Below are 18678 nucleotides of genomic sequence, written 5' to 3'. Positions count from 1 at the left end.
GGGAGAAGGCCGGGGAACCGAGCGGGAGCACTCCGATTCTCGCGGGCTCCGGAGGATGCGGCAACGAGCAATTGACGCCGCCGACCGGAATTCGCCGGTATGCCTTTCATATCCTTGCCCCGCCACACCGGATATGACGCATCCGGCCATGGCCGGAGTGCCGGCACCAGCGGTAAGACCCCCTTCGCGCCTTACCGTCGGAGCAGTCGGCGGCAACGGAGAGGGTCCGTCCTCTCTCCGCCGGCCGTCTGCGGGAAGCGCCGGCCCCGCTGCCCGCGCCAGCGTTTCTCCCAGGGCCGGGGGCGCGGTCGAGGCCCGGTGGAGCCCTCGTGCGGGCCGCGTCCGGGGCAGCGGCTTCCGCCCGGCCTCCGCGCTGTGTGCGTGAGCGGAGTGTCACGTTGGGTGAGTTGGCTGATTGTCCGTGCCATCGGGTTGCATGGGGGGCATGGACAACCTGGAGCTCCGCACTGAAGCCGATGCCATCCTCGCTGAGCTCGTCGGTGCCCCCGGGAGTTCGGCGCGGCTGCGGGAGGACCAGTGGCAGGCGGTGGCGGCCCTGGTGGAGGAGCGCCGGCGGGCGCTGGTGGTGCAGCGCACCGGGTGGGGCAAGTCGGCGGTCTACTTCGTCGCCACCGCTCTGCTGCGCCGGCGTGGCTCCGGCCCCACCGTGATCATCTCGCCGCTGCTGGCGCTGATGCGCAACCAGGTCGAGGCGGCGGCGCGGGCCGGTATCCAGGCGCGCACCATCAACTCGGCCAACCCGGAGGAGTGGAACACGATCTACGAGGAGGTCGAGCGCGGCGAGACCGACGTCCTCCTCGTCAGTCCGGAACGCCTCAATTCTGTGGACTTCCGCGAGCAGGTGCTGCCCAAACTCGCCGCCACGACCGGTCTCCTGGTGGTCGACGAGGCGCACTGCATCTCTGACTGGGGCCACGACTTCCGCCCCGACTACCGCCGGCTGCGGGCGATGCTCGCCGAGCTCGCCCCCGGCGTGCCGGTGCTGGCCACCACCGCGACCGCCAACGCGCGGGTCACCGCGGACGTGGCCGAGCAGCTGGGCACCGGTGCCGGTGAGGCCCTGGTGCTGCGCGGCCCGCTGGAGCGGGAAAGCCTGCGCCTGGGAGTGGTCCAGCTGCCGGACGCCGCGCACCGCCTGGCCTGGCTCGCCGAGCACCTGACCGAGCTGCAGGGCTCCGGGATCATCTACGCCCTCACCGTCGCCGCTGCCGAGGAGGCCACCGCCTTCCTGCGGCAGCGCGGCTTCGAGGTGGCCTCGTACACGGGGCGCACGGAGAACGCCGACCGACTGCAGGCCGAGGTCGACCTCCAGGAGAACCGGGTCAAGGCGCTGGTCGCGACGTCGGCGCTGGGCATGGGCTTCGACAAGCCGGACCTGGGCTTCGTGGTGCACCTGGGATCGCCGTCCTCGCCGATCGCCTACTACCAGCAGGTCGGCCGCGCCGGCCGCGGGGTCGAGCACGCCGACGTGCTGCTGCTGCCGGGCAAGGAGGACGAGGCCATCTGGCGCTACTTCGCCGACACCGCCTTCCCGCCCGAGACGCAGGTCCGACAGACCCTCTCGGCCCTCGCCGACGCAGGACGGCCGCTGTCCGTGCCGGCCCTGGAGGCCGCAGTGGACCTCCGGCGTACCCGGCTGGAGACCATGCTCAAGGTCCTCGACGTGGACGGGGCGGTCAAGCGGGTGAAGGGCGGCTGGAGCTCCACCGGCCAGCAGTGGACCTACGACTCCGAGCGGTACGCCTGGGTTGCCCGTCAGCGGGCCGCCGAGCAGCAGGCCATGCGCGACTACGTGAGCACCTCCGGGTGCCGGATGGAGTTCCTGCGCCGGCAGCTGGACGACGAGGGGGCCGCCCCGTGCGGCCGCTGCGACAACTGCGCGGGCACCTGGGCGGATCCCTCCGTCTCGGCGGAGACGCTGACGGGCGCGGCGAAGGAACTCGACCGCCCGGGGGTGGAGGTCGAGCCGCGCCGGATGTGGCCGACGGGGATGCCCGCACTGGGCGTCAACCTCAAGGGGCGGATCCCCGTCGGAGAGCAGTGCTCCACCGGGCGTGCCCTGGGCCGGCTCTCGGACATCGGCTGGGGCAACCGGCTGCGCCCGCTGCTGGCCGACAACGCGCCGGACGGGCCGGTGCCCGACGACGTCCTGCGGGCCGCGGTGGCCGTCCTCGCCGACTGGGCGCGCTCTCCGGGCGGCTGGGCGCCGAACGTCCCGGACGCGTCTGCCCGGCCGGTGGGAGTCGTGGCCGTACCGTCCCTGACCCGCCCGCAACTGGTCGGCTCCCTCGCCCAGGGCGTCGCGACCATCGGCCGCCTGCCCTTCCTGGGCACCCTGACGTACACCGGGCCGGGCGGTGCGCACGCGGCGCGCCGCAGCAACTCGGCCCAACGACTCAGGGCGCTGTCCGGCGCCTTCACCGTCCCGGAGGACCTGGCCGCCGCACTGGCCGCCTCTCCCGGCCCGGTCCTGCTCGTGGACGACTGCACCGACTCCGGCTGGACCCTGGCAGTCGCTGCCCGCCTGCTCCGCAAGGCAGGCGGCGAACGGGTGCTTCCGCTGGTCCTTGCCGCGGCGGGCTGAGACGGCGGGGCCGGTCGCCTGCTCAGGCCGGTGCGAAGCCGGTGTCGGCGCCTGCTCCGGCGCCGGTGACGGCGCGTGTCTGTGACAGCGCGTCCATGTCGTTCTGAGCCTGTATAGCGTTCTGGGCCCGTGGTCGTTCTGCGCCTGTGGACATTGAAGCGTCAACAGTTATCCACAGGGGTTTCCGGATCCGATCATGCGCGGGACCTTCGGGACATGACGAACAACCACGCATCACGCACTCCGTCCGACCGTCCCTCCGACCGGCCCTCCGTCACCGGGTCCGGATCCGCCACCGACCCGCAGATCACCCTGCGCAGCCCGGCCGAACTGGCCGACGCGCTGCCCTACATGCTCGGCTTCCACCCCACCGACTCCCTCGTCATGGTCGCCGTGCACGGCGAAGGCGGCCGTTTCGGCGGCCGCCTGCGGGTCGGCATTCCCACCAGCCCCGCGGAGTGGGAGGACACCGCCCGGCAGGTCGCCGACACCCTCGTGCGGGGCAGCGAACGGCGTGGGTGCAAGCCCGACGGCATCGTCGTCTTCCTCTGCCAGGACCCGCGCGACGACGAGAGCAGCCAGCGCGTGATGACCCGGCTGCGGCCGCTCGCCCAGCGGATCAGGCTGGCCTGCGGCGCGCTCGACGTGCCCGTCCTGGAGGCCCTGTGCCTCTCCGGCGGCCGCTACTGGTCCTACAGCTGCCCCGACGAGCGCTGCTGCCCGGCCGAAGGCCGTCTGCTGGCCGCGGTCGGCACCTCGGTGCTGGCCGCCGCGGCGACCTTCGCGGGGCTCCAGGTCCGGGGATCCCTCAAGGAGATCGAGGGCCGCCTGACGCCACTGCGCGGCGCCGTGGCCGAGGAGATGGAATCGGCCCTGGACCGGGTGGCCGCCGCCCTGGTGCCGAAGATCCTCGACGGGGTCACCCGGGAGGAGGTCGGCGCGCAGACCATCACGCTGGCCCGGGCCCTGATGCGGCGCCTGACCCTCGCCCCGCCCGCCGAAGGGGGCCCCTGCGCCGACGAGTGGGACGACGCACTGCTCGGCCACGACGAGGCCGCCGAACTGATCCTCGGCCTCCAGGACCGCGAGATCCGGGACATCGCCGCCGAGTGGATGGAGCACGAGGAGGCCGCCCCGGCCCTGCGGCTGTGGCGGGCCCTGGCCCGCCGCTGCGTCGGGGCCTACGGGGAGCATGCAGCGGCCCCCCTCACCCTCGCGGGCTGGGTCTCCTGGTCCGCCGGGGACGAGCCGACCGCGCGGATCGCCTTCGGAATGGCCCTGCGGGCGGACGCGGAGTACCGCTTCGCCCAACTACTCCACCACGCCTGCAACGAGGGCATCGACCCCGAGGGGCTGCGGGAGTGCCTGCGCGAGGAGCGGCGGCGCCGCGAGCCCCGGCGGGGGCGCAGGGCCGCGGCCACCCGTCCTCCGGGCCGCCGGGGACGTACGGGTGCCCGCCGTGAGGTCCGCCGTGCGACGGGGAGCGAGCAGTGAGCCCGCGTCGGCCCCTTGGGCGGCACACCCCGCCGCGGCGGGGGCGCGGGGCCCTGGGCGCGGCTCTGCGGCGCTTGCTCCGCCCCGGGCACGCCCGGCCGGGGCCCGTGACCCGGGCGGGGGTGGGGGCGTTCAGCTGGGGGGTGGTGGGGGCCCGGCCGCGCCGCCGCCCAGCTGAACCGACCGGAGCGCAGACAAGGCGACGCATGTCTCACCCCGCACCCTCCCGCCCACCCGGCGTACCCGCCGCCCGCAGGCCCGAGTTGCCGCCCGTGCACGGCGCCGTCATCTGTCTCGCCGCGCCCTGCCTGGTGATCTCGCCCGAACACGGCCAGCTGACCGGGCGGGGAATCGAAGGCATCTACCGCTCGGGGCGCAGGCTGCTCTCCCGGTGCGTCCTGCGCGTCGGCGGCCGGGACCCGGTCGCGGTGCAGGGGCGTAGCCTCGGCGCCGACCGGGCCGCCTTCACCGCGACGGTCCGCACCGGAGCCGAACCGGGCCCGGATCCCGACATCGGAGTGGAGCGGATCCGGCACGCCGACGGGACCGAGCGGATCACCCTGCGCAGCTTCACCGCCCGTCCGCTACGCCTCCCCGTGGAGGTCTCCCTGGGCACCGACCTGGCCGAGCTGGCCGCGGTGGCGGCAGGGCTGGCCGGGCCCGAACTGCCCGCCTCGGTGCATGCCGCCGGGCTGCGCTGGAGCACCGGGGAGATCCAGGCCGTCACCGTGGCCGAGCCGGCCCCCGACGATGCGCTGGCCTCCGCCGGGCTGCTGCGCTGGCAGCTCGAACTGGCACCCGGGGAGTCCCGCACCATCGAGTTGCGGACCACGCAGGACCGCACCGCCCGGGCTCCGGCCGGGCAGGTGGCCAATCCCCTGGCCGACGCCCGCGCCGAAGCGGACGACCCGAGGGCCGAGAGATGGTTCCGCACCAGCCTTGAGGACCTGGGCGCGCTGCTGCTGAGGGACCCGGGGGACCAGGCCGACGCCTACGCGGCGGCGGGCGTGCCGTGGCGGCTCGGGCTGGCCCCCGCGGAATCGCTGTGGGCCGCCAGGATGGCACTTCCGCTCGGGACCGGGCTGGCCGCGGCCACCCTGCGCGTCCTGGGCCGCCTCCAGAGGGACGGGCGCGGCCCCGACGCCGGGATGATCCCGGGACCGCTGCGCGGGGCGGGCCCACAGCTCCCGCCGGGATGCACCGGCACCGAGGCGACGCTCGCCTTCCCCGCGGTGCTCGCCGAGGCCCGGCTCTGGGGGCTGCCCGAGGACGAGGTGGCCCGGCTGCTCCCGGCCGCCCAGCGGTGCCTCGGCTGGCTGCGCGGCGCCCTCGGGGAGGACGGCTTCCTGGCCGACCCGGACCCCGGGCCGAGGCGCTGCGAGACCCAGGCCCACGCCCACCGGGCCGCGCTGCTCGGAGCCGAGCTGCTCGACGGCTGCGGCCTGGAGGGCGCCGAGGAATGGCGGGACCGCGCGGCGGTACTGCGGGAGCGGTTCCGGGCCGGGTTCTGGATCGACGGCCCCGACGGCGGCCGGCCCGCCGCCGCCCTGCATCCCGACGGGCGCCCGCTGCCCCGGCTGACGGGGGCCGCCGCCCACCTGCTCGACACCGGCCTGATCGGCGGTGGCCGGCTCGCCCAGGGGCTGCTGGACAGGGCCCGCACCGAGCAGCTCGCCCGGCTGCTCGGGGCCCCCGGCATGGACTCCGGATGGGGGCTGCGGAGCATGGCGGCGCGGGAGCCCGGCCACAACCCCTTCGGCCACCGCTCCGGCTCGGTGCGCGCGTACGAGAGTGCCGTGGCGGTGGCTGGCCTGGCCCAGGGCGGCTTCGAGAAGGAGGCAGCGACCCTGGTCCGGGGGCTGCTCGACGCGGCGGAGGCCTTCGGGTACCGGCTGCCGGAGATGTTCGCGGCCGAGCAGCGGACCGCGGGCAGCGCCCCGCTCCCGCATCCGGCGGCCTGCCGCCCCGCCGCGGTGGCCGCGGCGGCCGGGATCCATGTACTGGCCGCCCTGGCGGGGATCCGCCCCGACGCCCCCGCGGGCACCGTCGCCCTCGTGCCCCTGCCCGGGGCGCCCCTCGGCGCGCTGCGCCTGTCGGGCCTGCGGGTCTCGGGGGAGCCGTTCGCCGTCCGGATCAGCAGGCTCGGCCTGGGCATGGTGGAGGAGGCCGCCGATGCGCTCCAGCTGGGCGGGTAGTGCCGTGGCCGGAAAGAGTTCACCGGGTCGCGCCGCCCGGCACCTCCGGATCAGGCGCTTCAAGGTCACCAAAGCACTGTTTATCGTCAGGCAGACGACTATGATCGCGGCATGTCGCCCTACGACCCGTCGGCCTTTCCGCCCTTTGCCGTCACCGTCGACCTGGTCGTGCTCACCGTGCGGCGCCACGCGCTCTGCGCGCTGGTCGTCCGGCGGGGTGAGCAGCCGTTCCAGGGGCGCTGGGCGCTGCCCGGCGGCTTCGTCCGCGGAGACGAGGACCTGGCGGGTGCCGCGGCCCGGGAGCTGTCCGAGGAGACCGGGCTGTGCGCGCACGACCCCGCCGTGCCGGACGGGGGCAACGGGGCGCACCTCGAACAACTGGCGACCTACGGCGATCCGAAACGGGATCCGCGGATGCGTGTCGTCAGCGTGGCGCACCTGGTGCTGGCTCCGGACCTGCCTGCGCCGCGGGCGGGCGGAGACGCCAACAGCGCGCGCTGGGCCCCCGTCGACGAACTTCTCGCCGTGGACGACGCCCAGGACGCCGCGGGGCTGGCGTTCGACCACGCCCGGATCCTCGCCGACGGCGTGGAGCGGGCCCGGTCGAAGATCGAGTACTCCTCCCTGGCCACCGCCTTCTGCCCCCCGGAGTTCACCGTCGGGGAGCTGCGCCGGGTGTACGAGGCGGTTTGGGGCGTGGCCCTCGATCCGCGCAACTTCCACCGCAAGGTCACCGGCACCCCCGGGTTCCTCGTGCCGGCCGGGGGGACGACGACCCGTCAGGGCGGGCGCCCCGCCCAGCTATTCCGCGCGGGAGGGGCCACCCTCCTCAACCCGCCGATGCTGCGGCCGGAAGTCTGACGCCGCCGGACCGGCCCCGCCGCTGCGCCGAGCCCCGGCTCCGCCGCTGCGCCAGGCCCCGGCTCCGCCGCTGCGCCAGGCCCCGGCCCGTCGGCGGCGCCGGGCTCCGTCGCCCGCCCAGTACGTGGAGGCCGTCCCGCTCTCCGTGCCGCACCTGAGGGCAATACCGGGATTCCATCGGACCGGTTGCGCCGAAAATCGGACATATCGCGTTATCTTGCATGGGGTACCCACCCTGCCGCAGAGCGGTCTCACACCCTGCGAGAGAAGCGATGCTCCAGGCCATCGGACTCACCAGCACATCGCGCCGAGGCGTCCCGCCCCGCGTGGACGACCTCACCTTCGAGGCCCGCCCGGGCAGCGTGACCGCCCTGCTCGGCGAGCCGGGATCGGGCAAGACCACCGCGCTGCGGCTCATGCTCGAACTCGAACCGGGCCGCGGCGTCACCTACTTCCGCGGTCGTCCGCTCCACCGGATCCCGCATCCCGGCCGTGAGGTCGGCGTACTGCTCGGTGACGTCCCCGGCAACCCGTCGCGGACCGTCCGCAACCAGCTGCGGATGCTCTGCGCCGCCGCCGGGGTGCCGGCCTCACGGGCCGACATCATGCTGGAGGTAGTCGGCATCGGGGGCCTGCGGGACCAGCGGCTCGGTTCGCTCTCGCTCGGCATGGAGCGCCGGGTGGGGCTGGCGGCGGCCCTGCTCGCCGACCCCTGCACCCTGCTCCTGGACGAGCCGGCCGCCGGGCTCTCCCCCCGCGAGAGCGGCTGGCTGCACGGGCTGTTGCGCGGTCACGCCTCCCTCGGCGGAGCGGTGCTCTTCACCACCGACGACGCGAAGGAGGCCGCCCGCAGCGCGGACCGGGTCGTCAGCATCGAGGCGGGCCGGCTCGTCGCCGACCAGGAGGCCGCCGAGTTCGCCCGGACCCGGCTGCGGCCGCGGGTCGCCGTGCGGACCCCGCATGCCGCCCGGCTGGCCGACGTACTGGGCCGGGAGGCGCGGGCCGCCCAGCGGGCGGTGGAGATCGTCGAGGAGAGCGGCAGCCGCCTCTCCGTGTACGGCAGCAACTGCGCCGAGGTCGGCGAAGCGGCGTTCCGGCACGGCGTGCTGGTCCACCAGCTCGCCGACGAGACCGGTGACGCCGGTGCGCCCGGGGCCGCGGTCCCGCATGCCCGCGCCCGTGCCGGGGCCGCGGTCCAGGCCGCCTCCGGTGGCAGCGGTGCGGCGCCCGGAGAGCCGTTCGGAGAGCCGTTCGGAGAGCCGTCCGGAGAGCCGTCCCGAGAACCGTCCGGCGAGGCGGCCGGGGGACGGCGGCCCCGGCGCGACCGCTCCCCGCGGCCCGCCTCGGCGGTGCGCCGGGTCGGCGGGCCACTGCGCCCGCTCCGCTACGAGCTCCTCCGCGTCTTCGGCACCGCCACCCCCGTCCTCACCACCGCCCTCGTCGTCGCCGCCTCCGTCGTCACCGCCCTCGTCCTGGCCCGGGCGGGCCAGACCCCGCAGAACCGGCTGCTCGCCGCCTGGCCGGAGCTGCTGCCGCTGCCGCCCGCCGCCCTCGGCGCGGGACTGCTCGGCGCCCTGGCCTTCGGCGAGGAGTACCGCTACCCGGCGCTGGCCGCCGACCGCGGCACCGTGCCCCGGCGGATGGGGCTGCTCGCCGCCAAGCTCGGCGTCTGCGCCGCCCTCGCCCTGCTGCTCGGCGCCCTCGCCGTGGCCGCGGACGCCGCCGCCCTCGCGCTGGTCTTCGACAGCGGCCCGCCGCGCACCCCCGTGGAGTGGCTGGCCCCGGCCGTGAGCTGGGCGGGGCTGCTGGTCGGCTGTGCCTGGGCCGGAGTCCTGGCCTCCGGAGTGTTCCGGTCGGCCACGGTGGGCCTGGCGGCGGTGCTCGCCGTACCGGTGATGGTGGTGCCGCTGGTGCGCAAGGCGCTGGACGGCCCCTCCGCGTACCCAACGACCGGGCTGGCGTCCCGGCTGCGTGGCCTGGCCTGGGCGCAGTGGCCACCGGAGGCGGACCGCATCGTTCTCGGCGCCCTGCGGGTGATGGCCCAACCCGTCGGTACCGCGCTGGTGTTGTCGCTGATGGTCCTGTTGTGCGCCTATGGGTTCACCGGACTGCGCAGTCGAGTCCGTTGGTGATCGTTCCGGTGCGGGACGCGGCCGGGTGGGACCGTTGAAGTCCGCCGCGTGTGAACCGGACCGCAAGTCCCCGTAAAAGGCCCGGTTCTTTACGATAAGTCGTCAATTGCGTAGGTGGCACCGATCACCCTTTCGTGTGCTTTTCACCAAAGACCTCAAGGGTCGTGGAGGCGCGGCCGACAAAGGATTCGTGAGTACCCTTGCGCACACCATGATGACCGCCGCCCGCCACGCCGACTCCGGCCTCGCCGGCCCGGGCGAACTCGACCGCTACCCCTACGCGGAGACCCCCGGGTCCGACCGGGTCGGAGCGCCCCACTGGGACGGCGCCGACGTGGAGTTGAGCCGGGTCGGCCGCCGCGCCGCCGGCAGCCGCGGCCGCGGACTGCACGGCCAACTCGTCCAGCAGCTCGGCCAGATGATCGTCTCCGGCGATCTCGGTGCGGACCGCCCGCTGGTACCCGAGGAGATCGGCCAGCGCTTCGAGGTCTCCCGCACCGTCGTCCGCGAATCGCTGCGGGTCCTGGAGGCCAAGGGCCTCGTCAGCGCCCGCCCCAACGTCGGCACCCGGGTGAGGCCCGTCGCCGACTGGAACCTGCTCGACCCCGACATCATCGAGTGGCGCGCCTTCGGTCCCCAGCGCGACGACCAGCGCCGCGAACTGGGCGAGCTCCGCTGGACCATCGAACCGCTGGCCGCCCGCCTCGCGGCCGGCCACGGCCGCCCGGACATCCAGCAGCGCCTCGCGGACATGGTCGAGATCATGGGCCACGCCCTCGGCCAGGGCGACGCGATCACCTTCGCGCGGGCCGACAACGAGTTCCACGCGCTCCTCATCCAGGTCGCGGGCAACCGCATGCTGGAGCACCTCTCCGGCATCGTCTCCGCCGCCCTCCAGGTCTCCGGCAGCCCGGTCACCGCCTGCGACCGCCCGAGCGAGGCCTGCGTCGCCCACCACGCGCGGATGGTCGAAGCCATTGCCGCCGGTGATGCGGTGGGTGCGGAGAACGCCATGCGCCAGCTGCTGACGGTGCATCCGGAGGTCGAGCGCGTGGTGCCCGCCCCGCGCGAGCACTGACGGGCGGACGCGCGGGGGTGCACGACATGTCGCCGGGCCCGGTCGGGTCCGGCGACACCGGCGTCCGGGGCCGTACGCCGTTCCGGACCGCTCGCCGCTCCTCCAGGGCCGCGTCCGGCTGGCGCCGGACCGCCACTGGGCCGCCACTGGGCCGCCGCCAGCCCGCGTCCGGGCCGCCGCCGGGCCTTCGCCGGGTCGCGCCGGAACCATGCGTATGGCCGTATACCGGGCATCAACGGATACGGGGTGTGACTCGGGCCACGAAGATTGGGCGTAACGCTCCGCGAGGTCACGCGATGACCTAAGAGGTGATGGCCGACGGAGGGAAGACAGCAGCCCTTGCGGGTGCTGTGCAGCTCCCCGGCCCCTGCCCGCGCCCCCGGCCCATCCCCAGTCGGTGGTCGTCGGCTCCGGTCCAGCACCACCAGGCCCGGGGTCGGAAGCCGTTCCCATCGTTCCGAGAGGTTGTTCGTGTCGGCCAGCACATCCCGTACGCTCCCGCCGGAGATCGCCGATTCCGAGTCTGTGATGGCGCTCATCGAGCGGGGCAAGGCCGAGGGGCAGATCGCCGGCGATGACGTGCGTCGGGCCTTCGAGGCTGACCAGATTCCTGCGACCCAGTGGAAGAATGTTCTGCGCAGCCTCAACCAGATCCTCGAGGAAGAGGGTGTGACGCTGATGGTCAGTGCCGCGGAGTCGCCCAAGCGCACCACCCGCAAGAGCGTCGCAGCGAAGAGCCCCGCCAAGCGGACGGCCACGGAGCCCGTTGCCAGGAAGACGGCGGCGAAGACGACGGCAGCGCAGCCCGCCACCACCACCCCCGCCGCCGAGGCCCCGGCGGCCGGGACGGCGGACCCGGAGACCGCGGACGCTCTCGTGGACGAGACCGGAACCGAGCCCCCCGCCAAGAAGGCGGCGGCGAAGAAGACCGCGGCGAAGAAGGCCGCGCCCGTCAGGAAGACCGCCGCAAAGAAGACCGCGGCGAAGAAGACCGCCTCCAAGAAGGCCTCCGACGACACCGACGACGAGACCCCGGACGAGGGTCCCGACGCGGCGAAGGCCGAGGCCGACGAGGAGGAGGAGGGCGGCGAGAACAAGGGCTTCGTCATCTCCGACGACGAGGACGACGCCCCGGCCCAGCAGGTCGTCGTTGCCGGCGCCACCGCCGACCCGGTCAAGGACTACCTCAAGCAGATCGGCAAGGTCCCCCTCCTCAACGCCGAGCAGGAGGTCGAGCTCGCCAAGCGCATCGAGGCGGGGCTCTTCGCCGAGGACAAGCTGGCGAACTCCGACAAGCTCGCGCCCAAGCTCAAGCGCGAACTGGAGATCATCGCCGAGGACGGCCGCCGCGCCAAGAACCACCTGCTGGAGGCCAACCTCCGCCTCGTGGTCTCCCTCGCCAAGCGCTACACCGGCCGCGGCATGCTCTTCCTGGACCTGATCCAGGAAGGCAACCTGGGTCTGATCCGCGCGGTCGAGAAGTTCGACTACACCAAGGGCTACAAGTTCTCCACGTACGCCACGTGGTGGATCCGGCAGGCGATCACGCGCGCCATGGCCGACCAGGCCCGCACCATCCGCATCCCGGTGCACATGGTCGAGGTCATCAACAAGCTCGCCCGCGTGCAGCGCCAGATGCTCCAGGACCTGGGCCGCGAGCCCACCCCGGAGGAGCTGGCCAAGGAACTCGACATGACCCCCGAGAAGGTCATCGAGGTCCAGAAGTACGGCCGCGAGCCGATCTCCCTGCACACCCCGCTCGGCGAGGACGGCGACAGCGAGTTCGGCGACCTCATCGAGGACTCCGAGGCGGTCGTCCCGGCCGACGCCGTGAGCTTCACGCTCCTGCAGGAGCAGCTGCACTCGGTCCTCGACACGCTGAGCGAGCGCGAGGCCGGCGTGGTCTCGATGCGCTTCGGCCTCACGGACGGCCAGCCGAAGACCCTCGACGAGATCGGCAAGGTCTACGGCGTCACGCGTGAGCGGATCCGCCAGATCGAGTCCAAGACGATGTCGAAGCTGCGTCACCCGTCCCGCTCCCAGGTGCTGCGCGACTACCTGGACTGACCGGCACGGGTGGTGTGCCGGTGGCCGCGCGGGTGCGCACGGCCACCGGGCATCCCACTCTGGGTGGAGTCATGCACACTCAGAGTCAGGAGGCCTCATGCGTCGTCCCTTTGCCCGTGTCCTGGCGGGAGCGCTGACCCTGGTGGCGGGAGCGGCCGCGGCGCCGTTGGCCCAGGTGCCACAGGCGGCAGCGGACAGCGTGGTGATCGGCGGGAAGCCGGTGAAGGTGGCCGACAGTCCCTGGGTGGTGGCCCTCGCCAGCCGTGACCGGTTCGGGGGTACGCGGGGCGGGCAGTTCTGCGGGGGCGTGATCGTGGCCCCGACCAAGGTGCTGACCGCGGCCCACTGCCTCGCCAGCCAGGTGCTGGGCGGCCCGGTCGAGTCCGTTCCCGACTTCCGGGTGATCGCCGGGCGTACGGAGCTGCGTGCGGACGACGGCAAGGAGATCGCGGTGCGCACGGCCCGCGTGAACCCGGCCTACGACCCGCGGACCAATGCCGGGGACCTCGCCGTACTGGAACTCGGCGAAGCCGTGCCTGCGCACTACGTCCTGCCCATGGCGGGGACGGGCCACCCGGCCTACGCGCCGGGCACGGACGCGGCCGTGTACGGCTGGGGCGACACGAGCGGCTTCGGCGACTACGCGTACGCACTGCGCGCCGCGCCGGTGACGGTCCTGGCCGACGAGGTCTGCGGGCGGGCCTACCCCGGGGACGCCGACGGGCAGTACCGGGCGGAGTCCATGGTGTGCGCGGGGGACGGCGGAGGCGGCAAGGACGCCTGCCAGGGGGACAGCGGGGGGCCGCTCGTCGCCCAGGGGCGGCTCATCGGACTCGTGTCGTGGGGGCGTGGCTGCGGGCGGGCGGACAGTCCGGGGGTGTACACGCGCGTCGCGCCGCTGGCCGGCTTCGCGACAGGCCCGGAGACGGCCCAGCAGGCCGGAAGGGTCCAGGAGGTCGCACCGGGCCCCGCGAGGGGCTACGGGCCCGGAGGATGGCCCGCACAGGGGCATCGCACGCGTTAGGGAGTGTCCGGACATGAGGACGGGCGGCTCCCCCTGGGTCTCAGAGGGGCCGCCCGTCGACCGGCCTGGCCGGTCCTGGCTCGTCGGATGCGAGGTATAGGCCTGTGTCAGCGGTCCTCGGGTTCGGCATTGGCAGCCGGAGCGGACGTGAGCCGCTCGGTCTCATCCTGTATTTCCGCGGCGATCTTCTTGAGTTCCGGCTCGAACTTGCGTCCGTGGTGGGCGCAGAAGAGCAGTTCACCGCCGCTCAGCAGGACGACGCGCAGATATGCCTGGGCGCCGCAACGGTCGCATCGGTCAGCGGCCGTCAGCGGGGTCGCGGGTGTCAGAACAGTAGTCACGTCGCCTCTTCTCTAGCTCGACGAGCTGTCGTACCAGGGTCAACATCCAACCAGGCCGAAAACGTTCCCGCTCGCGGCTTTTCCTCGAAACTTCCTTCCGAAGCTGGCCGGCTGTTGCCGGTTGGCGGCGAAGGAGCCGTATTGCGTTGCTTTACGGTTTCGCGTTGTCAGTCGTTCGCTTGTCGCAGTTCCATCCTCCCCCGGCTGGGTGCCAGGTTGTTCATGAGGACGTGCCCGAACCCTAAATGGTTCATGCCTGGAAGGGAACGTGATGTTTGCTTCACTCCCACGGGCGATCGAACACCCGTGCGGATCTGCACTACGCTGGTGAACGGCGAGGGTGGCGTTGCATCGGCTCTACCAGGCCTCGGTACCCTTCGACCGGCACCCAGCCACCCCTGAGCCCGACAGGGCCAGAAAAGAAATTCAGCGAGGAGCGAACTGCGTGACCGCCGACACGTCCGTGCCTTCCAGCGCGCTGCTGTCCGGAGCAGACCGGGACGGTTCCAACTACACCGCGCGGCACCTGCTCGTCCTCGAAGGCCTCGAGGCCGTCCGCAAGCGCCCCGGCATGTATATCGGTTCCACCGACAGCCGGGGCCTCATGCACTGCCTCTGGGAGATCATCGACAATTCCGTCGACGAGGCCCTGGGCGGCTACTGTGACCACATCGAGGTGATCCTCCACGAGGACGCCTCCGTCGAGGTCCGGGACAACGGCCGCGGCATCCCCGTGGACGTCGAGCCCAAGACCGGTCTGTCGGGCGTCGAGGTCGTCATGACCAAGCTGCACGCCGGCGGCAAGTTCGGCGGCGGCTCGTACGCGGCCTCCGGCGGCCTGCACGGCGTCGGCGCCTCCGTCGTCAACGCCCTCTCCGCCCGCCTGGACGTCGAGGTCGACCGCAACAGCTCGACGCACGCCATCAGCTTCCGCCGCGGCGTCCCCGGGATGTTCACCGAACAGGGCCCCGACAGCCCCTTCGACCCCGCAAACGGCCTCCGTAAGGTCAAGCGCGTGCCCAAGGGCCGCAACGGCACCCGGATCCGCTACTGGGCCGACCGCCAGATCTTCCTCAAGGACGCCCGGCTCGGCCTGGAGACGCTCTACCAGCGCGCCCGCCAGACCGCCTTCCTGGTTCCCGGGCTGACCCTGGTCGTCCGCGACGAGCGGGGGATCGACGGGGCCGGCAAGACAGAGGAGACCTTCCGCTTCGACGGCGGCATCAGCGAGTTCTGCGAGTACCTCACCCAGGACAAGGGCGTCTGCGACGTCCAGCGCCTGACGGGCACGGGCACCTTCAAGGAGACCGTCCCGGTCCTCGACGATCGCGGCCACATGACCCCCACCGAGGTCACCCGCGAGCTCGGCGTGGACATCGCCCTGCGCTGGGGCACGGCGTACGAGACCAACGTCAAGTCCTTCGTGAACATCATCGCCACCCCCAAGGGCGGCACCCACGTCTCCGGCTTCGAACGCTCGGTCACCAAGACCGTGAACGAGGTGCTGCGCTCGGCCAAGCTGCTGCGCGTCGCCGAGGACGACGTGGTCAAGGACGACGCGATGGAGGGCATGACGGCCGTCGTCACCGTCCGCCTCGCCGAGCCGCAGTTCGAGGGCCAGACCAAGGAGGTGCTGGGCACCTCGGCGGCCACCCGGATCGTCTCCGCCGTCGTCGCCAGGGAGCTCAAGGCCTTCCTGACCTCGACCAAGCGCGATGACAAGCAGCAGGCCCGCGCCGTGATGGAGAAGATCGTCGCGGCGGCCCGGACCCGGATCGCGGCCCGCCAGCACAAGGAGGCGCAGCGCCGCAAGACCGCGCTGGAGTCCTCCTCGCTGCCCGCCAAGCTGGCCGACTGCCGCAGCGACGACGTGGACCGCAGCGAGCTCTTCATCGTCGAGGGCGACTCCGCGCTCGGCACCGCCAAGCTCGCCCGGAACTCCGAGTTCCAGGCACTGCTGCCGATCCGCGGCAAGATCCTCAACGTCCAGAAGTCCTCGGTCTCGGACATGCTCAAGAACACCGAGTGCGGGGCGATCATCCAGGTCATAGGGGCCGGCTCGGGCCGGACCTTCGACATCGACGCCGCCCGCTACGGGAAGATCGTCCTGCTCGTCGACGCCGATGTGGACGGCGCGCACATCCGCTGCCTGCTGCTCACGCTCTTCCAGCGGTACATGCGGCCGATGGTCGAGGCCGGGCGGGTCTTCGCGGCCGTACCGCCGCTGCACCGGATCGAGCTGGTCCAGCCGAAGAAGGGCCAGGACAAGTACGTGTACACGTACTCGGACAACGAACTGCGCCAGACCCTGCTCGAGTACCAGCGCAAGAACGTCCGCTACAAGGACTCGATCCAGCGGTACAAGGGCCTCGGCGAGATGGACGCGGACCAGCTGGCGGAGACCACCATGGATCCCCGCTTCCGTACCCTGCGCCGGATCAACATCGGCGACCTGGACTCCGCCGAGCAGGTCTTCGACCTGCTCATGGGCAATGAGGTGGCCCCGCGCAAGGAGTTCATCACCAGCTCCGCGGCCACCCTGGACCGCTCGCGCATCGACGCCTGATCCGGCCGGTCCGCCACGGCCCGGGGAGGACCGCTCCCCGGGCCGTGGCGGCCGTCCCCGCAGGCACGGGCCGGTGCGACGGCACACCGGTGGCGTTCACTCCATCACCTGAAGGAGTGAAGAGCACCGGGACACCAGTCCGGAAACCGTCCATACCGCACATCCTTGTGGGCACGCGGCCAATGCGGCAGCGGACAAGGAGAGTTCGGTGGACAAGCACGAAGGTCCCGAAGCCGGAACGATCCGGCTGACCGACCCCTGGTACGACGCGCTCGCCGTCGGCTGGGGCGAGGTGGAGGAAACGTCCCCGCCGCGCCCGGCCCCCGACGGCCGGCCCACACCCGGCGCGTCCGACATCTACCTGGAAGTGCAGCGCAGCGCCGCCTTCCAGGAGGTCCGCAGCCGCTACCGCAGGTTCGTCGTCCCCGCGACCGCCGGCTTCCTCCTCTGGTACGTCGCCTACGTGGTCGCCGCCACCGCGGCGCCCGGCCTGATGGCCCGGCCGGTGGTGGGCGCGGTCAACGTGGCCCTGCTGGCGGGGCTCGGCCAGTTCCTCAGCACCTTCCTGCTGACCTGGGCGTACGCCCGGCACGCCCGGCTGCGCCGGGACCGGGCCGCCCTGGACCTGCGCTGGACCGTCTTCGAGCAGGAGCAGGTCCGCCGGGCGGATGCCGGGGAGCGGACCCGGTCCTCCAGGGGGGCGGGCCGGTGACCACCGAGCACCAGAGCCTCGCGCTGATCCTCTTCAGCCTGTTCGTCGCCGTCACCCTCGGCATCACCACCTGGGTCAGCCGCAACCGGCACGGTTCGGCGGAGGAGTTCTACGCGGGCGGGCGGCTGTTCTCCCCACTGGAGAACGGTTTCGCCATCGCGGGCGACTACATGTCGGCCGCCTCCTTCCTCGGCATCTCCGGTCTCATCGCCCTCTTCGGCTACGACGGCCTGCTGTACTCGGTGGGCTTCCTCGTCGCCTGGCTGGTGGTGCTGTTCCTGGTTGCCGAACTGGTCCGCAACTGCGGGCGGTTCACCCTCGCCGACGTGGTCGCGGCCCGGATGAGCGAGCGGCCGGTGCGGATCGCCGCCGGGGCCTCCTCGGTCGTCGTCTCGGTGCTGTACCTCGTCGCGCAGATGGTCGGCGCGGGCAGCCTGGTCGGCCTGCTGCTCGGGAACTCGAGCGCCGGCGCCCGGACCCTGACCGTGATCGGGGTCGGCGCCCTGATGGTGGTCTACGTGACCTTCGGCGGGATGCGGGCCACCACCTGGATCCAGATCGTGAAGGCCGTACTGCTGATGGGCGGGGCGATCACCCTGACGGTGCTCGTGCTGCTGCGTTTCCACGGCAACTTCGACCAGTTGCTCACGACGGCCGCCGACCGCAGCGGGCACGGGGTGCGGTTCCTGAGCCCCGGTCTCAAGTACGGCGGGGACTGGACGGCCCGTTTCGACTTCATGAGCCTCGGCCTCGCGCTGGTCCTCGGGACCGCCGGGCTGCCGCACATCCTGTCGCGCTTCTACACCGTGCCCACGGCGCGGGCCGCCCGCCGCTCGGTGGTCTGGGCGATCGGACTGATCGGCGGCTTCTACCTGATGACCATCGTGCTGGGCTTCGGAGCGGCCGCCCTGGTGGGTCCCGCGGAGGTCCGGGCCTCCAACGCTTCGGGGAACACGGCCGTCCCGCTGCTCGCGGCGCACCTCGGCGGGGGAGCGGGGTCCACCGGGGGCACGGTGCTGTTCGCCTTCGTGGCCGCCATCGCCTTCGCCACCATCCTCGCCGTGGTCGCCGGGATCACCCTGGCCTCGTCGGCCTCCGTCGCCCATGACCTGTACGCCTCCCTCAAGCGCAGGCGGGCCAGGCAGCGCAGCGAGGTCGCGGTGGCGCGGGTCGCGGCGGTCGGGATCGGGGCCGTGGCGATCGCCCTCGGACTGTTCGCGCAGGACCTCAACGTGGCCTTCCTGGTGGGGCTGGCCTTCGCCGTGGCGGCGTCTGCGAACCTGCCGGTGCTGCTGTACTCGCTGTTCTGGCGCGGGTTCACGACCCGGGGCGCGGTGTGGTCGGTGTACGGGGGGCTGGTTCCGGCGCTGGTCCTGGTCGTGCTCTCGCCCGTGGTCTCCGGCAGTCCCGACGCGTTCTTCCCGGGCGTCGACTTCCAGCTCTTCCCGCTCCAGAACCCCGGCCTGGTGTCGATTCCGCTGGGCTTCCTGGCGGGCTGGCTGGGCACGGTCTCCTCCGGGGAGGAGCCGGACGAGGCGAAGCACGCGGAGACGGAGGTCCGCTCCCTCACGGGCGCCGGGGCCGTCTGAGGGGCGTCAGGCGG

General features: G+C 73.0%; 12 protein-coding genes. 11 read left to right on the top strand and 1 reads right to left on the bottom strand.

The genetic code is table 11. The features are described from left to right. Nucleotides 1–445 precede the first annotated feature (445 nt). The 8 genes from OG447_RS30205 (at nt 446) to OG447_RS30170 (ending at nt 13456) form a co-directional block, all read left to right on the top strand. Nucleotides 446–2605 (top strand): RecQ family ATP-dependent DNA helicase, encoded by a 2160-nt coding sequence (locus tag OG447_RS30205; protein ID WP_266940650.1) that lies wholly within the window; start codon nt 446–448, stop codon nt 2603–2605. 216 nt (nt 2606–2821) lie between these two features. Continuing rightward, a complete protein-coding gene (locus tag OG447_RS30200) occupies nt 2822–4099 on the top strand; it encodes a DUF4192 domain-containing protein (RefSeq protein WP_266940649.1) in 1278 nt (425 codons plus the stop codon). A 206-nt stretch (nt 4100–4305) separates the two neighbouring features. Beyond that, nucleotides 4306–6294: a glycogen debranching N-terminal domain-containing protein gene (locus OG447_RS30195; RefSeq protein WP_266940648.1), complete on the top strand. Its 1989-nt coding sequence runs from the start codon at nt 4306–4308 to the stop codon at nt 6292–6294. Between the two features lie 111 nt (nt 6295–6405). Continuing rightward, complete coding sequence (locus tag OG447_RS30190) at nt 6406–7155, top strand: NUDIX domain-containing protein (protein WP_266940647.1); 750 nt, start codon at nt 6406–6408, stop codon at nt 7153–7155. 272 nt (nt 7156–7427) lie between these two features. After that, a complete protein-coding gene (locus OG447_RS30185; protein ID WP_266940646.1) occupies nt 7428–9287 on the top strand; it encodes an ABC transporter ATP-binding protein in 1860 nt (619 codons plus the stop codon). Between the two features lie 190 nt (nt 9288–9477). Next, on the top strand, nt 9478–10365 hold the full coding sequence (locus OG447_RS30180; RefSeq protein WP_266940645.1) for a FadR/GntR family transcriptional regulator: 888 nt from the start codon (nt 9478–9480) through the stop codon (nt 10363–10365). A 465-nt stretch (nt 10366–10830) separates the two neighbouring features. Continuing rightward, nucleotides 10831–12432 (top strand): RNA polymerase sigma factor, encoded by a 1602-nt coding sequence (locus OG447_RS30175; protein ID WP_266940643.1) that lies wholly within the window; start codon nt 10831–10833, stop codon nt 12430–12432. A gap of 97 nt (nt 12433–12529) precedes the next feature. Continuing rightward, the gene (locus OG447_RS30170) at nt 12530–13456 is read left to right on the top strand and encodes a trypsin-like serine protease (protein ID WP_266940642.1); all 927 of its coding nucleotides are present in this window, start codon (nt 12530–12532) and stop codon (nt 13454–13456) included. 107 nt (nt 13457–13563) lie between these two features. Here the strand turns inward: OG447_RS30170 and OG447_RS30165 are convergent, their stop codons facing one another. Continuing rightward, on the bottom strand, nt 13564–13797 hold the full coding sequence (locus OG447_RS30165; protein ID WP_030016583.1) for a hypothetical protein: 234 nt from the start codon (nt 13795–13797) through the stop codon (nt 13564–13566). Between the two features lie 445 nt (nt 13798–14242). Here OG447_RS30165 and OG447_RS30160 point away from each other — a divergent pair, with 445 nt between their 5' ends. The 3 genes from OG447_RS30160 (at nt 14243) to OG447_RS30150 (ending at nt 18664) form a co-directional block, all read left to right on the top strand. Continuing rightward, entirely contained in the window at nt 14243–16363 is a 2121-nt protein-coding gene (locus OG447_RS30160; protein ID WP_266940641.1) for a type IIA DNA topoisomerase subunit B, read from the top strand. Between the two features lie 208 nt (nt 16364–16571). Next, on the top strand, nt 16572–17075 hold the full coding sequence (locus OG447_RS30155; RefSeq protein ID WP_266940640.1) for a DUF485 domain-containing protein: 504 nt from the start codon (nt 16572–16574) through the stop codon (nt 17073–17075). After that, a complete protein-coding gene (locus OG447_RS30150; protein WP_266940639.1) occupies nt 17072–18664 on the top strand; it encodes a cation acetate symporter in 1593 nt (530 codons plus the stop codon). Before OG447_RS30155 ends, OG447_RS30150 begins: the two co-directional genes overlap by 4 nt. Nucleotides 18665–18678: the final 14 nt, after the last annotated feature.

Source organism: Streptomyces sp. NBC_01408 (assembly GCF_026340255.1).
Lineage (GTDB): Bacteria > Actinomycetota > Actinomycetes > Streptomycetales > Streptomycetaceae > Streptomyces.
The sequence above is the reverse complement of the archived record's forward strand: the minus strand, read 5'-3'. Positions and strand labels throughout refer to the sequence as shown.